Here is a 17885-nt window from a genome sequence, read left to right as displayed (position 1 = left end):
TAACCTTTACTATGAAGATTCTTAGCTTTTTTACTGCCTTATTTTTATTAAGCATTTTTTCTGTTGCTGCGCAGGATTTTATTGTGAAAAATAATGATGATGTAATTCGCGGCACCATAAAAGGAACTGATTATTTTTCTGTTTTTATTAGTGAGAATGATAAAACGGATGTAATTCTTCCTGCAAAAGACGTTAAGAATTTTTTTTGGAATGGTAATAGTTATTTAAGCAAAGGATTTGCTAACAAAAAGAATTTCGAGTACCGCTTTGTTAAATTAATTGAGATGGGTACCGTAAATTTGTATGCGTTTGGAGGCGAGATGTTAATGCCGCCAGTTAAAGAAAAGAATGTTAGATTCAGGCCTTCAATTGGAATCGGGACAGGAACAGGTGGTTATGGCGGCATGGGAATGGGTGGCGGAGTAAGCATTGGTGGTGGCAGAAGCAATGTGCCAGACAGACCTGCCGGGGCTCCCGTTGTAAGGTATTTTATTGAAAAACCAGGAGCAGGACCTTTACAGGAAATCCCTATTAAAGCCATCACCGACGATATTAGAAAGGCTGAGGTAAAAACCATTCTTCTACAAAAATTAGGCGACCAGCCAGCTATGAAAGAAAAAGTTGAGGCAAATACCGCCTTAAACAGTCGCGATGTAATTGAACTGATTAAGGCGTATAACGAGATTAAGAAATAATAAATTGAATCAGCTGTTACTCAGCCGAATTCAACTCATCCCAATATTCAACGGCTCTTCTATAATGTGGTATCACTATACTTCCACCAACAAGGTTAGCAATCATAAATATTTCATTCATTTCATCGCTGTTAACGCCTGCATCGTGGCATTTACCTAAATGATATTTTATACAGTCATCGCAACGCAAAACCATCGAGGCTACTAAGCCCAGCATCTCCTTAGTTTTAACATCCAGAGCACCCTCAGCATAAGAAGTAGTATCTAAAGCAAAAAAACGCTTGATATTGGTGTTTGCTGTTTCCATTATTCTATCGTTCATCTTTTCGCGATAGCCATTAAATTGTTCTATTAATTTTCCCATTATAATTTTTTAAATCTTTTCTACAAGTTAATTGTTTATACAACAAACCACTAAACGCCATGAAAATTATTACCTCAAAATTTCACGCCATTTTAGATTTTGTTCTGATTATAGCATTATTGGCATCACCCAGTATTTTCGAACTTAGCAGCTCGGCAGCAACTTTGTGTTATGCTTTGGGGGTAATCCACTTTTTACTAACCATAATTACTGATTTTAGTGGCGGTATTTTTAAAATTGTAAATCTAAAACTGCACGGATTAGTTGAGGTAGCCGTAAGTATTTTATTGGTAATTCTGGCATTTACATTTTTTAAGGGAAACTTGGTTGATGAAATCTATTTTGCCTGTTTAGGCCTTTTAATTTTAATCATTTTCACCCTTACCGATTACCAGAAAACACCTCCATTAATTACTAGATAATTTCATCAATTGGATTCCAGAAAACCTTTTTAAAGTTTACTACTTTATCATTTTTCACTTCTATACCTTCTTTCGCCAACAGTTCTTCCATTAATTCTGGAGGACTAAAATGAAACTTACCCGTTAGCAAACCAGTACTGTTTACTATTCGGTGCGCAGGAACTTTTGGATGCGCAGTACCTGCAAAAGCCATTGCGTGACCTACCATTCTGGAAGATTTTGCAGCACCTAAACTTTTAGCGATGGCGCCATAAGAGGTTACCCTTCCTTTGGGAACCAACCTGGCAATTTCATAAACCTGTTCGTAAAAGTTAGTATCCATTATTCAAATGAAAATTGAATGTAGTTTATGTTTTTATCGTGCAACAAATATTTTTTCTCGTAATAAGTTTTAATTGATAAAACTTCGTCAGCAAATTCTGATGTGTATAGGTGATCTGTATTTTTATGGATTTTTAACCCCAATTCTTCTACTTTTTCGCAAGTGTAAGCATAAAGCTGATCGTTATCTGTTTTAAGATTAACCTTGCCACCTTGCTTTAAAGTCTGCTTATACCTGTTTAAAAATGCAGGAAAAGTTAAACGTTTTTTTTCGCGGCTATCCTGAGGTTGCGGATCTGGAAAGGTTATCCAAATTTCATCAATTTCTCCATCACCAAAATAATCTAATAAATTCTCGATTTGAATTCTTAAAAAAGCAACATTGTTAATGCCTTCCTCAATTCCCGTTTTAGCGCCACGCCAGATTCGGTTACCCTTATAATCTACACCAATAAAATTTTTATCAGGAAATAACTGCGCTAAATTAACCGTGTATTCGCCTTTACCGCAAGCCAATTCTAATACAACAGGATTGTCATTTTTAAAGTGTTCCTTTGCCCAATTTCCTTTTAAAGGCTTGCCTTCTTCTAACTGATATACGTTTGCAAACGTCTCTATTTCTGCAAATCGTCTTAATTTATCTTTACCCAAAAGTTTTTTTTCGACAAAAATACAATTAAATCGATTATCAGCTTATTATTTTTCTTAGTTGTATTTATAAATCATTTCGTATTTTTGATATTACATAGAAAGTCCCATTGAAAAAAAATGCAAAAATATATGTCGCAGGTCACCGCGGCATGGTTGGCTCAGCCATTTATAGAAAACTGCAAAAAGAAGGTTATACCAATCTTTTAACCAGAACTTCTGCCGAACTTGATCTTCGTAATCAGCAAGCAGTAAGCGATTTCTTCGCATCAGAAAAACCAGAATATGTATTTCTGGCAGCTGCCAAAGTTGGGGGCATTGTTGCCAATAACACTTATCGAGCTGATTTTCTTTTTGAAAACCTGGCCATTCAAAACCATGTAATTCATAACGCTTATTTAAATGGTGTAGAAAAGCTAATGTTTTTAGGCTCAAGCTGCATTTATCCTAAGATGGCTCCACAGCCGCTAAAGGAAGAATATCTGTTAACTGGCCTATTAGAAGAAACTAACGAACCCTATGCAATTGCAAAAATTGCCGGTATAAAAATGTGCGATGCTTATCGCGACCAGTATGGCTGCAATTTTATTTCTGTAATGCCGACAAATTTATACGGTTATAACGATAATTATCATCCTCAAAACTCGCACGTTTTACCTGCGTTAATTCGTAAAGTGCATGAAGCAAAAATTAACAACGAAAAACAAGTAACGGTTTGGGGCTCTGGCGCTCCCATGCGTGAATTTTTATTCGCTGATGATTTAGCCGATGCTTGTTATTTTTTAATGGAGAGCTATAATGAGCCAAACTTAATTAACATTGGTGTTGGCCATGATTTAACCATAAAAGATTTAGCACTTTTAATTAAGGAAGTAATTGGTTTTGACGGAGAGTTGGTTTTTGATGCCAGTAAACCAGATGGAACACCACGTAAATTAATGGATGTAGAAAAACTTCATAGTTTAGGCTGGAAGCATAAAATCGAATTAAAGGAAGGCATTGCTTTAGCTTATCAGGATTTTTTAAGCAGATATTAATTATTTCTTAGCCCTGATTTTACTTAAAAACTCTGGTGTAAACCCTAAATAAGAGGCTAACATATACTGCGGAACACGTTGTACAAACTCTGGGAATAAGCCGTTAAAATGGTGATACCTTTCCTCGGCTGTGAAACTGTATAAAAACATGATTCGCCTTTGAGAAGCCTGATGATTCTTTTGCAGGACTAGTCTGAAATACCTTTCAATTTTTGGTATTTTTTTGAACATTTCATCATAGTCATGTTGGTCTATTGCAATTACTTCCGTGTTTTCTGCGGCCTGAATAAAAAACTCGGAAGGCTTTTGAAATAAGAAACTGGTAAGATCGGTAAGCCACCAGTTTTCGATGCCAAATTGTGTAGTTTGTTCAGCGCCCTTTATATCTATAAAATAAAGCCTTATGCAACCTTTTACAACAAAATAATTAGCTCTGCAAACCTGGCCTTGCTCCAGCAAGAAAGCTTTCTTTTTAAAAGAAAAAGATTTGAGTAACGAGGCAAGTATTTCCTGCTCATCGCTCTTCAAATCTATAAATCTGTTAATATGGTTAAAAAGTTCGTTATACATTTAGCTTTGAGAAATCAGGCTAAAATTAAGCATAATTTCAATGAAATGTTTATAGCGAAAATGCCTTGAGATCGGGTTGTGCCCACTCACCCCAGTCTTTCATTGCAGCCATTAAAACCTTTTTCAAACCTGCATTATCAACTGGCTTGCCTTTAGCTGGAGGTAACAATTCTTTTTCCGGAACGGTTACTTCGGTAACTTTTGTGGCGAACCAGGTAATGTTTTCGTGCGGCAAAGCAAGCCCAAGGATCATTCCTGGTAAACCTGCGAAAGATTCTGGACCACCCGAAACAGCGATCTGATTTGCATAATAAGCTACAACGTATACAGAATCCATGATAATTGCATTGGCTCTGCGGCATTCGTAACCCGCAATTTCACGGGTTTCATCTGTAATTTTCCAATTTATTTTTCGAACACTGTCTTTAACTAAGTAAGTGGACTCGTAAACACTTTTTTGCGTTGTGCTGCTTTCGGTTTTAAAATCGGTAGCAACAATATTTTTTAAATCAGCAATTGGATTATTTGCAATCCAATTATTGTTACCTGAGGTGGATTCCTCTTCGAACCTATATAGTCCTTTATCAGTGTTAAATTTTAGTGTACTTTTTGCAGCTTTAAATTGGGGGTTGTTTTTTTTATAATTATCAAAAGCCTGATTCATATAACTTTCGTTATTCTTATTTATGCGTTTTTTAATAAGTGCATATATGTTAGATCGCTTTTCGAATTCGATAATTCCATTTTTTACAAAGTGTACATTTTGTGCTAAACAATTATCAGCAATAAAAATAATTGCGCAAATGAATGTAAGTTTTAACGTTGTTTTCATAATAATTAGTTTTGAGGTTTAACGCCGCCGCCCATTTTAGTGAAATCCCAGCTTACTGTGAACATAAAATATCTTCTGATGGTTCTGTAACTGCTTTGTGTAATGTTACCGTTTGCTGCTGAACGGTTAAAACCCTGGTTTTGGTTCAATAAATCGAATCCTTGAATTGATGTTTTTAAATTTTGTGCCTTGAAGAATTTTTTAGAGATCGTTGCGTTCCACAAAAACTGCTTAAATGATTCGTTAAATGCTTGTGTTTTTCCGCGATAAGTATATTCTCCATCAGATGCAATTTCAAATTTACCTGGCAATTGAATAGAGCCTGAGAAATATCCGGATGCACCCCATCCATTACTATTAAATGCTTGCTGAACAGAAGCTACAGTTGTAGTATATTGAGGGCCGAAATAAGCATAAAAATTATATTTACCGTCTTTGTATCTATTAATATTAATCTGCGGTGAATATGTCATATTTTTTGTTTGGTTCAATACACTATTAATAAAGTTATAAGATGTATTTCCATTCAAGTTGAATCCAACCCCTAAGTTTGTTCCTAATATTTTTCTACCAATGCTCGAATAAACACTAAAGTTAGAAGGTGTTTTTCCAGGTAAATTTACTGCTAGAAATGTACTTTTACCAGTTGTATCAGTAGTTACATCACTTACAATTGGGTTTTTTGTAAAACTATAGTAACCACTAATATAAATAGATTGGCTGCTCAAGACTTTGTAAGAGTTATAGTTTGCGCTTATATTGCTCCTAAATGATGGTCGTAAATCAGGATTTCCTAAGGTTATGTTTAGTGGATCGGTGTTGACCCTAATTGGCTGAATTTGCTCTAAACTTGGCTGCTGCGTACTACCATTATAATTTATACGAAAAGATTTCTGCTGAGAAAAATTATACTGGTACATCGCCTGTGGCATATAATTCACGAATTTTCTATCATATCGAACTTTATTATATAAATCTTCTTGTTTAAAGTTAACGCCACTAAATTTAGAGCCCGCATTGAAAACACTTTTCCCTTTCTTATAATTAAAAATCGCACCACCTTGATTTATAACCTGATCAAGCTGGTAATCATTACTAAACTCTGTATCAAAGTCATCATATCTTCCAGTAGGAGATTGGTTATAGGACTTTCTGTTTGAACGACCACTAGATAAAGTCAAACCATAATTAACAATAACCGTTAGCGTTTTTGATAGCGGCTCGGTGTAAGCCAGGTTAGACTTGAATACACTATTTTCTATACTATTTATTTTTTGCTGATCAACGATAACAATACTGTCTCTTATTGGATTTGTTTTATAAAATGTATTGTTAGACTTTAAAAAACCATCTGTTTTATTATCAGTAACAGATTGACTTAAATTTAGAGAAAGTGTACGCCCTTTCTTCTTTAATTTTTTAGTCAAAAATGCGTTTATGTTAAATATTTTATCGTCAGCATCATTTGTTAAAGTCCGGGTGCTTGTATTCAACAACCTTTTCTCATCCTCGGTGCTTGTTACATAATCTTGAAAAGTTTTGCTGTTTTTCAACGTTCCATCAAGATTAATTTTTAAGGTTAAAGTTGTATCTAACTTAATTTCATACATCGCATCAAGCTTTTGTCTGAAAATATCATTATCATAATTTTGAGTTGATGTATTGTTGAAGATACCTGTAGATAAGTTGTTCTGACTAATTGTATTTCTATCCCCAAACACCCTTAATGAGCCTATTTTGTAGTTTGTATTTAAGGTTTCCTTATCGCTGTTCCACTTATTATCAAAGTGTAAACCACCTGTTCTAGCAACTGGAATACCTTGCCCATTATATTGGCCGCCCCAACCTTCAAATTCATCGCCGCTGCTGGTAAAATATATACCACCATCATCACTAACAGTAGTTCCGCTTTGTGTTCCAAGTTTCTGGCTATCTTCCCAACCCAATCCTACCCTACCGTTGTTACCCAGCAAACCATAAGCAGAGAATTTTTTCTTACCTGCAAATTTGTTAAACATGAGCTGGCCCTGATAATACTCATCGGTACCTACCCCCGCTATGGCTTTACCAAAATACCCATTCTTTGCATTTTCCTTTAACTTAATATTTAGCGTTTTGGTTTTCTCGCCGTCATCTACTCCAGTAAAAGTAGCCTGATCGCTTTTTTTATCATATAGCTGAACCTTATCAACCATATCTGCTCTGATATTTTTTGTGACTAAGGTTGGGTCATCCCCAAAAAATTCTTCTCCATCAACCAAAACCTTGACATTTTTTTGGCCTTGTGCGGTAATTTTTCCGTCTTTGTCTATTTCGATACCTGGAAACTGTTTAATCAAATCTTCAACTTTTGCATTAGGCTCTATATTGTACGCCTGCGGATCGAATTCGGTCGTATCGCCTTTTATTTTGATTGCCGATCGGTTTCCCTTTATAATTACATCGGCAAGAAGCTTGGCCTTGCCTGTAAGGTTAATTTTGCCGTAATCTACATCCCTCTTAGTAGAGTCTAATGTAAAATGATCGACAAAATCTGCATACTTTGGATACGAAACCAGTAAGATATACTTGCCATTTTTTATGTTAAGCAACTCAAATGACCCGTTTTCTGCTGCTCGGGTAAACTTTACTAACGTAGAATCTTTAGCATTTAAAACGGAAACTGACGTGCCCCCTAAAATTGTTGTTGATGCGGTATCGATAACACGACCTTTAATACCGTGTAGATTTTGTGCTTTTGCCGATAGAAAACAAAAAATTAGAAAGCACGCTGAGAGTAATATTCGTTTCATAGATAGGATTAGTTTCTGTACCGAATATAAAAACTAATATCTTAGTTTAAAAACTGTTAACATTATTTAACAAAAACATTATTGTTACATAACAACAGGCTTTTGAAGCCCGATCATGTTAACGAATCGATTTTACTTCAACCACCGGTTGGTGTTCGTCGACGTTACAAAATTTTATTTCTTTTTCGTATAGATATTATGGGCGTTCGTCTATGATATCACCGTTGTGGTATAATACAGCAATTTCTGCTGAAACGTTTCCTAACTATTGCCGTCTTATATTCAAAACAACCTAACAATTAGGGATTTAAAAAAGAAATTATAACATATAAAATATTAAGGTCATGAAAAATTCTATCAAAAATTTATTCGCAGCAGCATTAGTAATGGTTACTTTAAGCAGCGCAACATTAGTAGCAAACGCAACTGAAAATAATTCTAGTTATACTGCTTTAACTCAGGTTAAAAATATAACCAAAATCGCAGTTAGCGGAAATGTAAAACTTATAATCGTTCAGGATGCTAAGGAAAGTATCGAAGTTTTCGATAAATATTATTCGAGCAATGCACTCGTACAACAACAAGGTTCTGAGCTTCGCATCAGTTCTTTTTCTAAGGATGCATTGACTGTTATTGCTCACATAAATAATCTTACATCTATCGAAGCTTCAAACACTTCTAGTGTTACAACTGCTGGAAAATTCAATTTGTTAAACCTTGAAATTATTTTGAAAGATAAAGCATCGGCAGATATTAATGCAAATACCGTTAATTTAAACACAACTGCTCAAGATGGTTCGATATTAAATTTAGAGGGAACTACCGAAAATCATACTGCAAGCTTAGGTAGCGAGGCTAAAATGAAAATGGATGAATTTGCCGCAGCAAGCACAAGCATTAGCGTTGCACCAAAAGCATTTTATGCAAACAACTTATCTCGTTACGATGATTTAAAAATCGACTTATTAGAAAAACTTTTCTAATAATCTACATACATAGTTTATTTTTAGTTAATGATAAACGGCAGCAGAGCGATTCTACTGCCATTTTTACATTATGGGTTTGTAGACCAAAGACCTGCGTCTTTTACAAAAACTCTTCTACTTAATTTTAATTGAGAAACAATAAGTTCGGCTAAATCTTCTGGTTGCATTACCTTATCAGGATTGCCATCAGTAAGTTTTAATTCAATTGCCATATCTGTTGCTGTTGTACTCGGCGTTAATGAGGTTACGCGAATATTATGTTTACGCATTTCCTGCATCAAAGAAGTAGACATTGCAATTAAACCTGCTTTAGATGCAGAATAAGCACTTGTTACTGCCGCTGGACTTAAGGCCGAAGAACTGGAAATGTTGATAATATCACCAGTTTGATTTTGAATCATTTGCGGAACAACAGCTCTGGTAACGTAATATGGTCCAAGCAAGTTAATTTTAATGATTTCTTCCCATGCGTTTGGCTCCAATTCTAAAAATTTAGCAAACTTACCAATACCTGCATTATTGATCAGAATATCAATAAAACCCAAGTCCGACTGAACTTTTTCTACTGCTACATTTATTGAATTTATATCGCTAACATCCGCAGTAACTGTACTTATTTTTACACCAAATTCTTTTAATTCTAATGCCAGTTTATCTAAATCACTTTGTGTTCTTGCCAATAAACCTACGTTTACGCCCTCTTTAGCTAACGCGATGGCAATTGCTTTTCCAATCCCTTTTCCAGCTCCAGTTATTAAAGCATTTTTTCCAGCTATATTTTCCATTTTAATTTATTCATTTTCAGCATTACGAAACATGAAGCAATCTTACGGATAGAAGATTGCTTCGTATCTCATAATCACAATTTATTTGCTTTACAGATCAAACTTTATTCCTTGCGCCAGTGGCAAAGTGTGCGAATAATTTATCGTATTTGTTTGTCTGCGCATGTATGCTCTCCAGGCATCCGAACCGCTTTCTCTACCGCCACCAGTTTCTTTCTCTCCACCAAAAGCACCACCAATTTCGGCACCTGATGTGCCAATATTTACGTTTGCAATACCACAGTCAGACCCCTGAAAAGAAAGGAATTGTTCTGCCTCTCTCAAGTTAAGGGTCATTATTGCTGATGATAAACCCTGAGGAACACCATTTTGTAGGGCAATGGCTTCATCTAAAGTTTTGTATTTAATTAAATATAATATCGGTGCAAATGTTTCATGCTGAACAATTTTATAATCGTTTTTAACCTCGGCAATACAAGGTTTAACATAACAACCACTACTATAATTTTCTCCTTCTAAAACACCACCATCAACTACAAAATTACCGCCTTCAGCTTTACATTTTTCTATAGAATTTAGATAAGCGGCTACAGCATCGGTGTCGATCAATGGACCCACATGATTATGCTGATCGAGTGGATCGCCAATTCTTAACTGACCATAAGCTTTTACCAACTTTGCAGTAAAAGCATCGTAAACACTTTCATGAATAATTAGTCTTCTTGTCGATGTGCAACGTTGTCCGGCAGTACCAACGGCACCAAAAACTGCACCAATTAAACTCATATCTAAATCAGCATGCTCAGAAATAATTATGGCATTATTTCCTCCAAGCTCTAATAAACTTTTACCCAAACGAGCACCAATTGCAGCACCTACAGCTTTACCCATTCTGGTAGAACCTGTAGCTGAGATTAATGGCACTCGACCATCGTTTGTCATCATTTCACCGATCACTCTATCTCCGATAATTAAACTCGATACGCCTTCAGGAATATCATTTGTTTTTAAAACATCAGCAATTATTTTTTGACAAGCGATACCTGTTAATGGTGTTTTTTCTGATGGTTTCCAGATACAAACATTACCACAAACCCAAGCTAAAGCCGCATTCCAGCTCCATACTGCTACTGGAAAATTAAATGCAGAAATTATACCTACAATACCAAGTGGGTGCCACTGTTCGTACATTCGGTGACTTGGGCGTTCGCTATGCATGGTTAAACCATAAAGCTGTCGCGATAATCCAACTGCAAAATCGCAGATATCGATCATTTCCTGAACTTCGCCAAATCCCTCTTGCAAACTTTTACCCATTTCATAAGAAACCAATGTACCTAAAGCTTCTTTATTTTGGCGTAAAGCATCGCCAAACTGGCGAACAATCTCCCCTCTTTTTGGCGATGGAACTGTTCTCCAGAAAATAAAGGCTTCTTGTGCGTTTGCAATTACAGTTTCATAATCAGCCTGGCTTGCCACTTTTACTGATGCAATTTTTTCACCATCAACAGGCGAAAAACTATCAATTGAATTTGAACCCGAATGACCACCCCATTCGCTACCTGTACTATAAGCAGCGTTATTGGGCTCTATTCCTAGTTTTTTTAATATGGATTGAATATCTGCTCTCATAAATATTTAATATGCTCTAATTATTAATAAATCAAATCTAAGATTTACAATTATCTTTTCTTCTAGTATCGATGATATAAACAATTTGCCAACCTTTTTCTCCCTTTACCAGCTGAAAAGAGTTTACACCACAATGGCTAAATTTTTCATCAATATAAAACTTGTAATCTGTCCAAACGCTGGCCAACGGTCCATCAATTAAAATTTTTGTAAACACAATGCGTTCATCGTATTTCTGTGGGTGGGGCGAACCTATAAACTTTAAAAAATCTAGAACTGGCTCGTTGCGAACAATATTTTTTCCATCTTTATTAACAATGGTTTGCAATATCCCGCCATTGGCAAAAGCAGATCTTGCTAAGGTGCTATCGCCGTTTTTCATCCCATTAAAAAGATTATTAACTGCTATTTTTACAGCGTCTTCTTCTGTGCTTTGCGCCCTCAGCTTATTACAAAAAACAACACAAACAAGTGCTAAAACGACTATTCTTTTCATGACTTCATAATTACCATTAATCAAATAAATTTATGTTATTTTTGTGAAAGAAGGGAAAAGGAACCGCGATGAAGAAAAAAAGCATTGATTATTCACACACTCGAAAATAATTGATACTGTTAGTTTTCAATGATTTACATCGAAAAACAATTTCAATGTTAATAATTTTTTTAAAACAACATTGGTAAATATTGTAAACTTATAATGTGTTTTTCTACTTACTAGCACGGTTCTTTAATAGTATATTATATGGAAGAAGAATTCTTTTTTGAATCCAACGAAGATGCACAACGTTCAGTTGAACGTTACGAGGAAATGATCCGCAATAAGGACCAATACTTTTTCGATGCAGGCGCTTTTGAATACATTGTAGATTTTTACATTGAAAAAAATGATCCCGTTAAAGCTTTGCAGGTTGTAGATTATGCTGTTAGTCAACACCCGTACGCAACGGTATTTTTAATTAAACAAGCGCATTTATTTATTTTAACGAACAATAACGAACAAGCATTTTTAGCGTTGCAAAAGGCCGAGCTTTTAGAGCCTTCTGAAGCAGATATTTATTTACTTCGCGGCAATATTTACCAAAATACAGAACGATATAGCGAGGCACTCGAAAATTATGAAAAGGCTTTAGGTTTAGCAGAAAACACTGACGAAATCTTGCTTCAGATTGCTTATGTGTATCAAAGCATGTCTGATTACGAAAGCGCTATTACGTACATTAAGTTAAGCTTAGAGCAAAACATGGAAAACCAGGATGGTTTATACGAACTGGCTTTTTGCTATGATGTTTTAGATAAACAGGAAGAAAGCATTAAATTTTATCAACAGTATATCGATACCGATCCGTATTCTTATGCTGCATGGTACAATTTAGGCAACAGTTTCCATAAACTTAATCTTTTCGAAAAAGCAATTGATGCATACGATTATGCGATTTTAATTAAGGAAGATTTCAGTTCTGCCTATTTTAATAAAGGCAACGCTTTAGTTCAGCTAGATAAATACGAGGAAGCTATTGATGTTTACAAACAAACTTTCGAGTACGAACAACCGAATGCCGATACCTATTGTGCAATTGGTGAGTGCTTTGAAAAGCTTGAAAAAATGGATGAAGCCCGTTCTTATTACAAGAAATCGGTTAAAATGGACCCTAAAATGGCCGATGCATGGTTTGGCATTGGTGTAACATTAAACCACGAAGAACGTTATTTTGAATCTTTACATTTTTATAAAAAGGCAATCGATTTAGAAGCCGAGAATCCAGATTTTTGGTTTGCAATGGCAGATGCTCATTATAAATTGAATCAAATTGAGGAATCTATTGCGGCTTACGATAAAGTTTTGGAATATAATCCTCTAGATATTGAAGCATGGTTAGACTTTAGTACGGTTCTATATGAGCAAGGAAAACTTTTAGAAGCATCGGAAACCATGGCCGAGGCGATAAAAAACAACCCAGAAGCTGCAGAGCTATATTACCGAATGGTGGCTTATTTATTTGCATTAGGCCATTACGCTGATGCTTTAGGCTATTTGGAAACCGCTTTAACAACCGATCCAGATAAGCATTATATTCTTTTCGAATACTTGCCACAACTACAAGATAATAGTGCAATTATAAACGTTATAAACCGTTACATCAGGTAAAAAGCATGTGAGAAAATTTTGACATATAATTCTCAAAATTTTTTCCACTTTTGTACACATATGAATTACCCATTATTAAACGTTCCCGAACGTCCAGCTAAACCACGCCAAAAAGGCTTAACAATGGTTATGGATAAGGGATTAAGCCTTCGTCAGGTAGAAGATTTTATTGAAGTTGCTGGCGTACATACAGATATTGTAAAATTAGGCTGGGCTACCTCACACGTTACCCCAAACTTAAAAGAAAAATTAGCTTTATATAAAAGTGCTGGTATTCCAACCTATTTTGGCGGAACACTTTTTGAAGCATTCATAATTCGTAATCAGTTTTCAGATTATCAGCGTGTTTTAGACCAATACGGAATGGAATACGCAGAAGTTTCTGATGGTTCTATCGAAATTGAGCACGACTTAAAATGTAATTACATCAGCGAACTTGCTAAACAAGTTACTGTAATTTCAGAGGTTGGAAGTAAAGATGCTGCTAAAATATTTGCCCCATACAAATGGATCAAATTAATGAAAGCAGAGCTTGAAGCAGGTTCTTGGAAAGTAATTGCCGAAGCTCGCGAAGGCGGAAATGTTGGTATTTACCGTGGTAGTGGTGAAGTTAGGGAAGGATTAGTTGATGAAATTTTAACTCAAATCCCTGAAGAAACCATTATTTGGGAAGCACCTCAAAAAGAGCAACAAGTTTGGTTTATCAAATTAATTGGAACTAACGTAAACCTTGGCAACATTGCGCCTGCAGAAGTTATTCCTTTAGAAACCATTCGTTTGGGCTTAAGAGGTGACACTTTCGATCATTTCCTTAATTTAGGAAAATAGAAATCTCGTTTTTTCGAGACACGCAGCAATCTAATAATTTGGGTTATTCTTTATCGCATTAAGGCTGCTGCGTGCCTTGCAATAACGTAAATTATTTAATAATGAAAACTTACGGCTTAATCGGTTATCCGCTTTCTCATTCTTTCTCTAAAAAATACTTTACTGAAAAGTTTCAAAACGAAGGTATAAGCAATCATCAATACGAACTTTTCCCTATTGAAGACATTGATTCCTTACCAGATTTGCTGGCTCAAAATCCTTCAATTGTCGGACTAAACGTAACTATTCCGCATAAAGTAGCTGTTTTACCTTTTTTAAATGATATTGAAGAAGCTGCCGAAAAAATTGGCGCAGTAAACTGTATTTGTGTCAGAAGTTTTGAAGGCGATACTTATATGAAAGGCTTCAATACGGATGCTTTTGGGTTTGAAGCATCGTTGAAACCTTTATTGACACCCGAACATCAAAAAGCTTTAGTTTTTGGCGATGGCGGTGCGGCAAAGGCAGTTAAGTACGTGCTTGAAAAGTTAAACATCGAATACCAGATTGTTGTTCGAAAAGCAATATCTGGAGCGATGCTATACGAAGAAATTACACCTGAAATTTTAAAATCGCATAAATTATTGATCAATACAACGCCATTAGGTATGTCGCCAAATGTTGATACTTATCCTGCTATTGATTATTCTTTGTTAAATGCAGAATATCTTGCTTACGATTTAGTTTACAATCCACTAGAAACTACTTTTTTAGCGAAAGCGGCCGCACAAGGGGCTGTTATTAAAAATGGATTGGAAATGTTATACAAGCAAGCAGAAAAAGCCTGGTGTATTTGGAATAATGTACGTTAGTTTCCGTTATTTCAATACAATTAACTAAAGCAGAATTACATGAAATTTAAATATCTATTTTTTCTTCCGCTGATTCTGCCTTTGTTTATGATTGCTTGTCAAAACAACGAGTACAGTCCAAAACCAAAAGGTTATTTCCGCATTATTTATCCAGAAAAAAAATATCAGCAGTTTGATGGAAGTGCTCCTTTTAGTTTCGAGTACCCTGTTTACGCAAACATGGAAGCCGATCAGGGCAGAAATGTAAAAAAAGATTGGTTTAATATGCATTTCACCCAATTTAATGCCTATTTACACTTAACTTATTATGATGTAACTAATCGGGCTGCTTATGATGAAATGGTCGAAGATGCCAGAAAACTAGCCTTTAAACATACTATAAAAGCAAGCGCAATCGACCAGAAATTAATTAATTATCCAGATCGAAAAATTTACGGCATTTATTACGCAATTGAAGGTAATACTGCATCATCTGTGCAGTTTTTTTTAACAGATAGTGCAAAACACTATTTTAGAGGTGCATTATATTTTAATGAGCGCCCGCAATACGACTCCATAGAACCCGTTGTAAAATTTATTAAAAAAGATATCGATAAAATGATATCTACCTTTAAATGGAAGAATTAACTTCGCCCATCCTATTTACTAAATCATGATTAATATAAAAATATTCACCTTTAACGCTTATAGTGAAAATACATACGTTTTATATGATGAAACGAGTGAATGCGTAATTATTGATCCTGGAATGTATGATGGATCGGAACAAAATGAGCTTGCGAATTTTATTAAGGAAAAAACGCTTAAACCTGTTTTGCTATTAAATACTCATTGTCACTTAGATCATGTTTTCGGCAATAAATTTGTTTTTGATACGTGGGGATTAAAGCCTCAATTCCACATCGGCGAACTTCCGATTTTACAGGCTGTGCCTGGTTATGCACCTCAAATGGGATTTTCACACTACGAACTTTCGCCCGAACCAGATACATTTTTAGAAGAAACTGGAACCATATTTTTTGGAAACAGTTCTTTAGATTTAATTTTTGCCCCTGGTCATTCGCCTGCACATTTATGTTTTTATAGTAAAGCTGATAAATTTTTAATTGGCGGCGATGTTTTGTTTTACAGAAGTATTGGCCGTACCGATTTACCTGGAGGAAATCATCAGCAACTAATTAACAACATCGAAACTAAAATTTTCACCTTACCCGATGATTGTGAAGTTTATCCTGGCCATGGTCCATCGACCACAATTGGTTCGGAAAAACAAAACAATCCATTCTTTTAGCTGTATAAGTTAAAAACCTGCTTCCTTTTTCATTATATTTAACTTAAGTGAATACACCATTTTATATTGCCAAGAGATATTTGTTTGCAAAAAAAACAACAAATGCAATTAATCTGATATCAGGCATATCTATGGTTGGGGTTATGGTAGGAAGCGCAGCTTTAATTATCATTCTATCGATTTTTAACGGCCTTGAGGTAACGATACTGAATATGTTTAACACTGTTACCCCAGAACTAGTTATTCTTCCTGCTAAGGGGAAAACTTTTGATCCGCATACTGATTATTTTAAAGAGCTAAAAAAGAACAAAAGTGTTTATTCTTTAACAGAGGTTTTACAAGAAAATGCTTTATTAAAGTATAACAATAAACAGGCTGTGGGTATGGTTAAAGGGGTAAGCTACGATTACTTAAAAAACCCCAAGCTTGATAGCACTTTACTGGAAGGCAGGTTTGTATTAAGTAATAAAAGTGGTTACAGCTCGGTAATTGGTTCTGCCTTGCAAACCTACTTAGCTGTAAATACAGTCGATCCGTTTACGGAGTTAGAGATTTTCTCTCCCAAAAAAAGTATTGCTGTAAATACCATAAACCCAGCTGATGATTTTACAAACAAAAGCATTCGTGTTAGTGGTGTTTTCGAAATTCAGCAAGAGTTTGATAACGGAATTATTGTACCGCTTGATTTTGCCAGGGAACTTTTGGGAGAAGATAAAAATGTTTCGTCGATAGAGATAAACTTACAACCAGGCACTGATATCGATAAATTTCAACAGGAAGTTGCAGAAAAAGCGGGATCAGCCTTCGAAGTGAGAAACAGGGCAGAGCAAAACAGATCACTTTACCACATTTTAAATACTGAGAAATGGGCGGTATATATCATTCTAACATTTATCTTAATTATTGCTATATTTAATATTATTGGCTCTTTAACCATGCTTGTAATTGATAAGGTAAAAGATATTGCTATTCTAAGCAGTTTAGGCGCCAGTAAAAAACTAATAAAACGAATATTTCTGTTAGAAGGCATGATGATTACCATGTCGGGGTGTGTACTCGGATTAGGTATTGGATTGGTATTTTACTTTTTACAACACAACTATGGTCTAATTAAAATGGGAGATGATACACTTATAAGTTCCTATCCCATAGGCTTAAAGTGGAAAGATTTCATTTTAGTTTTTGTAACTGTTGGTATTTTCTCATTTTTGGCATCTGCTTTGTCATCTAATTTAAGCGTTAAAAAGATAGATCAGATTAATCAAACACTATAAAACATGAAATCATTTAAACAAGCAATCGTATTCGTTATGCTATTTGGTGTGGCCCTTACCGCTTGTAACAGAGCCGATAAAAGCGTAGAAAGCAGTAACCTTAAAACTGTTAAAGGCCTTTATAGCTTCGGTCCTGAAATGAAATCGTTTACTTTGTGCGAAGATGGTAGAGAATATTGGGTTGTAGATAGTGTTAAAAATTTAGAACTTTCTTATAGCAACTTAAATTTCGAAAAGCCTTACGAACCCGTTTATGTCGAATTGCAAGGGTATTTTGCCAAATCTGATACAGCAACAGTTGCAGCAGATTTTGATTCGACACTGGTAGTTACTAAAGTCATCAAAATTAGCAAGGAAATTCCTGATGGGCCTTGTTCACAATAATAAACGGCGAATATTCAGTTTAGG

20 protein-coding genes are annotated in these 17885 nt (G+C 35.2%); 11 read left to right on the top strand and 9 right to left on the bottom strand.

What is annotated here, in order from left to right; genetic code table 11:
- The first annotated feature begins 11 nt into the window (after positions 1 to 11).
- Positions 12 to 695 carry a hypothetical protein gene (locus tag ACZZZI_RS11255; RefSeq protein ID WP_463489469.1) on the top strand — a complete coding sequence of 228 codons (684 nt, stop codon included), beginning with the start codon at positions 12 to 14 and terminating at the stop codon, positions 693 to 695.
- Positions 696 to 711: 16 nt separating this feature from the next.
- Here the strand turns inward: ACZZZI_RS11255 and ACZZZI_RS11250 are convergent, their stop codons facing one another.
- Entirely contained in the window at positions 712 to 1059 is a 348-nt protein-coding gene (locus tag ACZZZI_RS11250) for a carboxymuconolactone decarboxylase family protein (protein ID WP_316755227.1), read from the bottom strand.
- A 59-nt stretch (positions 1060 to 1118) separates the two neighbouring features.
- Between ACZZZI_RS11250 and ACZZZI_RS11245 the strand changes: the two genes are divergently transcribed.
- Positions 1119 to 1481: a hypothetical protein gene (locus tag ACZZZI_RS11245; protein ID WP_424056955.1), complete on the top strand. Its 363-nt coding sequence runs from the start codon at positions 1119 to 1121 to the stop codon at positions 1479 to 1481.
- On the opposite strand, the gene ACZZZI_RS11240 is transcribed toward ACZZZI_RS11245, so the two are convergent.
- Positions 1474 to 1803, bottom strand: a complete 330-nt coding sequence (locus ACZZZI_RS11240; protein ID WP_463489468.1) for an MGMT family protein — start codon at positions 1801 to 1803, stop codon at positions 1474 to 1476. The genes ACZZZI_RS11245 and ACZZZI_RS11240 overlap by 8 nt on opposite strands.
- A complete protein-coding gene (gene trmB / locus ACZZZI_RS11235; protein ID WP_463489467.1) occupies positions 1803 to 2453 on the bottom strand; it encodes a tRNA (guanosine(46)-N7)-methyltransferase TrmB in 651 nt (216 codons plus the stop codon). The genes ACZZZI_RS11240 and trmB overlap by 1 nt, the downstream gene beginning before the upstream one ends.
- A 107-nt stretch (positions 2454 to 2560) precedes the next feature.
- Here trmB and fcl point away from each other — a divergent pair, with 107 nt between their 5' ends.
- Positions 2561 to 3487: a GDP-L-fucose synthase gene (gene fcl / locus ACZZZI_RS11230; protein ID WP_316755219.1), complete on the top strand. Its 927-nt coding sequence runs from the start codon at positions 2561 to 2563 to the stop codon at positions 3485 to 3487.
- Here fcl and ACZZZI_RS11225 read toward each other — a convergent pair whose 3' ends face one another.
- The 3 genes from ACZZZI_RS11225 to ACZZZI_RS11215 are packed head-to-tail and all read right to left on the bottom strand — an operon-like array spanning position 3488 to position 7681.
- Positions 3488 to 4057 (bottom strand): Crp/Fnr family transcriptional regulator, encoded by a 570-nt coding sequence (locus ACZZZI_RS11225; protein WP_316755217.1) that lies wholly within the window; start codon positions 4055 to 4057, stop codon positions 3488 to 3490.
- Between the two features lie 49 nt (positions 4058 to 4106).
- Complete coding sequence (locus ACZZZI_RS11220) at positions 4107 to 4889, bottom strand: GLPGLI family protein (protein WP_463489466.1); 783 nt, start codon at positions 4887 to 4889, stop codon at positions 4107 to 4109.
- 5 nt (positions 4890 to 4894) lie between these two features.
- Positions 4895 to 7681 (bottom strand): outer membrane beta-barrel protein, encoded by a 2787-nt coding sequence (locus ACZZZI_RS11215; RefSeq protein WP_316755213.1) that lies wholly within the window; start codon positions 7679 to 7681, stop codon positions 4895 to 4897.
- 344 nt (positions 7682 to 8025) lie between these two features.
- Between ACZZZI_RS11215 and ACZZZI_RS11210 the strand changes: the two genes are divergently transcribed.
- Positions 8026 to 8664 carry a GIN domain-containing protein gene (locus tag ACZZZI_RS11210; protein ID WP_316755210.1) on the top strand — a complete coding sequence of 213 codons (639 nt, stop codon included), beginning with the start codon at positions 8026 to 8028 and terminating at the stop codon, positions 8662 to 8664.
- Between the two features lie 71 nt (positions 8665 to 8735).
- On the opposite strand, the gene ACZZZI_RS11205 is transcribed toward ACZZZI_RS11210, so the two are convergent.
- The 3 genes from ACZZZI_RS11205 to ACZZZI_RS11195 all read right to left on the bottom strand — a co-directional run bounded on the left by ACZZZI_RS11205 (position 8736) and on the right by ACZZZI_RS11195 (position 11604).
- The gene (locus ACZZZI_RS11205; RefSeq protein ID WP_316755208.1) at positions 8736 to 9452 is read right to left on the bottom strand and encodes a 3-ketoacyl-ACP reductase; all 717 of its coding nucleotides are present in this window, start codon (positions 9450 to 9452) and stop codon (positions 8736 to 8738) included.
- Positions 9453 to 9542: 90 nt separating this feature from the next.
- Positions 9543 to 11084, bottom strand: a complete 1542-nt coding sequence (amaB, locus tag ACZZZI_RS11200; protein ID WP_463489465.1) for an L-piperidine-6-carboxylate dehydrogenase — start codon at positions 11082 to 11084, stop codon at positions 9543 to 9545.
- Between the two features lie 37 nt (positions 11085 to 11121).
- Positions 11122 to 11604: a nuclear transport factor 2 family protein gene (locus tag ACZZZI_RS11195; protein WP_463489464.1), complete on the bottom strand. Its 483-nt coding sequence runs from the start codon at positions 11602 to 11604 to the stop codon at positions 11122 to 11124.
- Between the two features lie 225 nt (positions 11605 to 11829).
- Here ACZZZI_RS11195 and ACZZZI_RS11190 point away from each other — a divergent pair, with 225 nt between their 5' ends.
- The 7 genes from ACZZZI_RS11190 to ACZZZI_RS11160 all read left to right on the top strand — a co-directional run bounded on the left by ACZZZI_RS11190 (position 11830) and on the right by ACZZZI_RS11160 (position 17861).
- Entirely contained in the window at positions 11830 to 13233 is a 1404-nt protein-coding gene (locus tag ACZZZI_RS11190) for a tetratricopeptide repeat protein (RefSeq protein ID WP_344768032.1), read from the top strand.
- Positions 13234 to 13293: 60 nt separating this feature from the next.
- Positions 13294 to 14061 (top strand): phosphosulfolactate synthase, encoded by a 768-nt coding sequence (locus ACZZZI_RS11185; protein WP_316755200.1) that lies wholly within the window; start codon positions 13294 to 13296, stop codon positions 14059 to 14061.
- A gap of 101 nt (positions 14062 to 14162) precedes the next feature.
- On the top strand, positions 14163 to 14912 hold the full coding sequence (locus tag ACZZZI_RS11180; protein ID WP_344768035.1) for a shikimate dehydrogenase family protein: 750 nt from the start codon (positions 14163 to 14165) through the stop codon (positions 14910 to 14912).
- Positions 14913 to 14951: 39 nt separating this feature from the next.
- On the top strand, positions 14952 to 15539 hold the full coding sequence (gene gldD, locus ACZZZI_RS11175) for a gliding motility lipoprotein GldD (RefSeq protein ID WP_316755196.1): 588 nt from the start codon (positions 14952 to 14954) through the stop codon (positions 15537 to 15539).
- A gap of 25 nt (positions 15540 to 15564) precedes the next feature.
- Entirely contained in the window at positions 15565 to 16203 is a 639-nt protein-coding gene (locus ACZZZI_RS11170; protein ID WP_316755194.1) for an MBL fold metallo-hydrolase, read from the top strand.
- Between the two features lie 47 nt (positions 16204 to 16250).
- Positions 16251 to 17477, top strand: a complete 1227-nt coding sequence (locus tag ACZZZI_RS11165) for an ABC transporter permease (protein ID WP_424059666.1) — start codon at positions 16251 to 16253, stop codon at positions 17475 to 17477.
- Positions 17478 to 17480: 3 nt separating this feature from the next.
- Positions 17481 to 17861: a hypothetical protein gene (locus ACZZZI_RS11160; protein ID WP_316755188.1), complete on the top strand. Its 381-nt coding sequence runs from the start codon at positions 17481 to 17483 to the stop codon at positions 17859 to 17861.
- Positions 17862 to 17885: the final 24 nt, after the last annotated feature.

This window comes from Pedobacter sp. AC190 (assembly GCF_979258025.1).
This window is presented reverse-complemented; position numbering and strand designations above follow the sequence as displayed.

Bases quoted from the DNA above. Each gene is read 5' to 3' on its own strand.
- ACZZZI_RS11255 (WP_463489469.1), top strand. From the start codon at position 12: ATGAAGATTCTTAGCTTTTTTACTGCCTTATTTTTATTAAGCATTTTT.
- ACZZZI_RS11250 (WP_316755227.1), bottom strand. From the start codon at position 1,059: ATGGGAAAATTAATAGAACAATTTAATGGCTATCGCGAAAAGATGAAC.
- ACZZZI_RS11245 (WP_424056955.1), top strand. From the start codon at position 1,119: ATGAAAATTATTACCTCAAAATTTCACGCCATTTTAGATTTTGTTCTG.
- ACZZZI_RS11240 (WP_463489468.1), bottom strand. From the start codon at position 1,803: ATGGATACTAACTTTTACGAACAGGTTTATGAAATTGCCAGGTTGGTT.
- ACZZZI_RS11225 (WP_316755217.1), bottom strand. From the start codon at position 4,057: ATGTATAACGAACTTTTTAACCATATTAACAGATTTATAGATTTGAAG.
- ACZZZI_RS11220 (WP_463489466.1), bottom strand. From the start codon at position 4,889: ATGAAAACAACGTTAAAACTTACATTCATTTGCGCAATTATTTTTATT.
- ACZZZI_RS11215 (WP_316755213.1), bottom strand. From the start codon at position 7,681: ATGAAACGAATATTACTCTCAGCGTGCTTTCTAATTTTTTGTTTTCTA.
- ACZZZI_RS11210 (WP_316755210.1), top strand. From the start codon at position 8,026: ATGAAAAATTCTATCAAAAATTTATTCGCAGCAGCATTAGTAATGGTT.
- ACZZZI_RS11205 (WP_316755208.1), bottom strand. From the start codon at position 9,452: ATGGAAAATATAGCTGGAAAAAATGCTTTAATAACTGGAGCTGGAAAA.
- amaB (WP_463489465.1), bottom strand. From the start codon at position 11,084: ATGAGAGCAGATATTCAATCCATATTAAAAAAACTAGGAATAGAGCCC.
- ACZZZI_RS11190 (WP_344768032.1), top strand. From the start codon at position 11,830: ATGGAAGAAGAATTCTTTTTTGAATCCAACGAAGATGCACAACGTTCA.
- ACZZZI_RS11185 (WP_316755200.1), top strand. From the start codon at position 13,294: ATGAATTACCCATTATTAAACGTTCCCGAACGTCCAGCTAAACCACGC.
- ACZZZI_RS11180 (WP_344768035.1), top strand. From the start codon at position 14,163: ATGAAAACTTACGGCTTAATCGGTTATCCGCTTTCTCATTCTTTCTCT.
- gldD (WP_316755196.1), top strand. From the start codon at position 14,952: ATGAAATTTAAATATCTATTTTTTCTTCCGCTGATTCTGCCTTTGTTT.
- ACZZZI_RS11170 (WP_316755194.1), top strand. From the start codon at position 15,565: ATGATTAATATAAAAATATTCACCTTTAACGCTTATAGTGAAAATACA.
- ACZZZI_RS11160 (WP_316755188.1), top strand. From the start codon at position 17,481: ATGAAATCATTTAAACAAGCAATCGTATTCGTTATGCTATTTGGTGTG.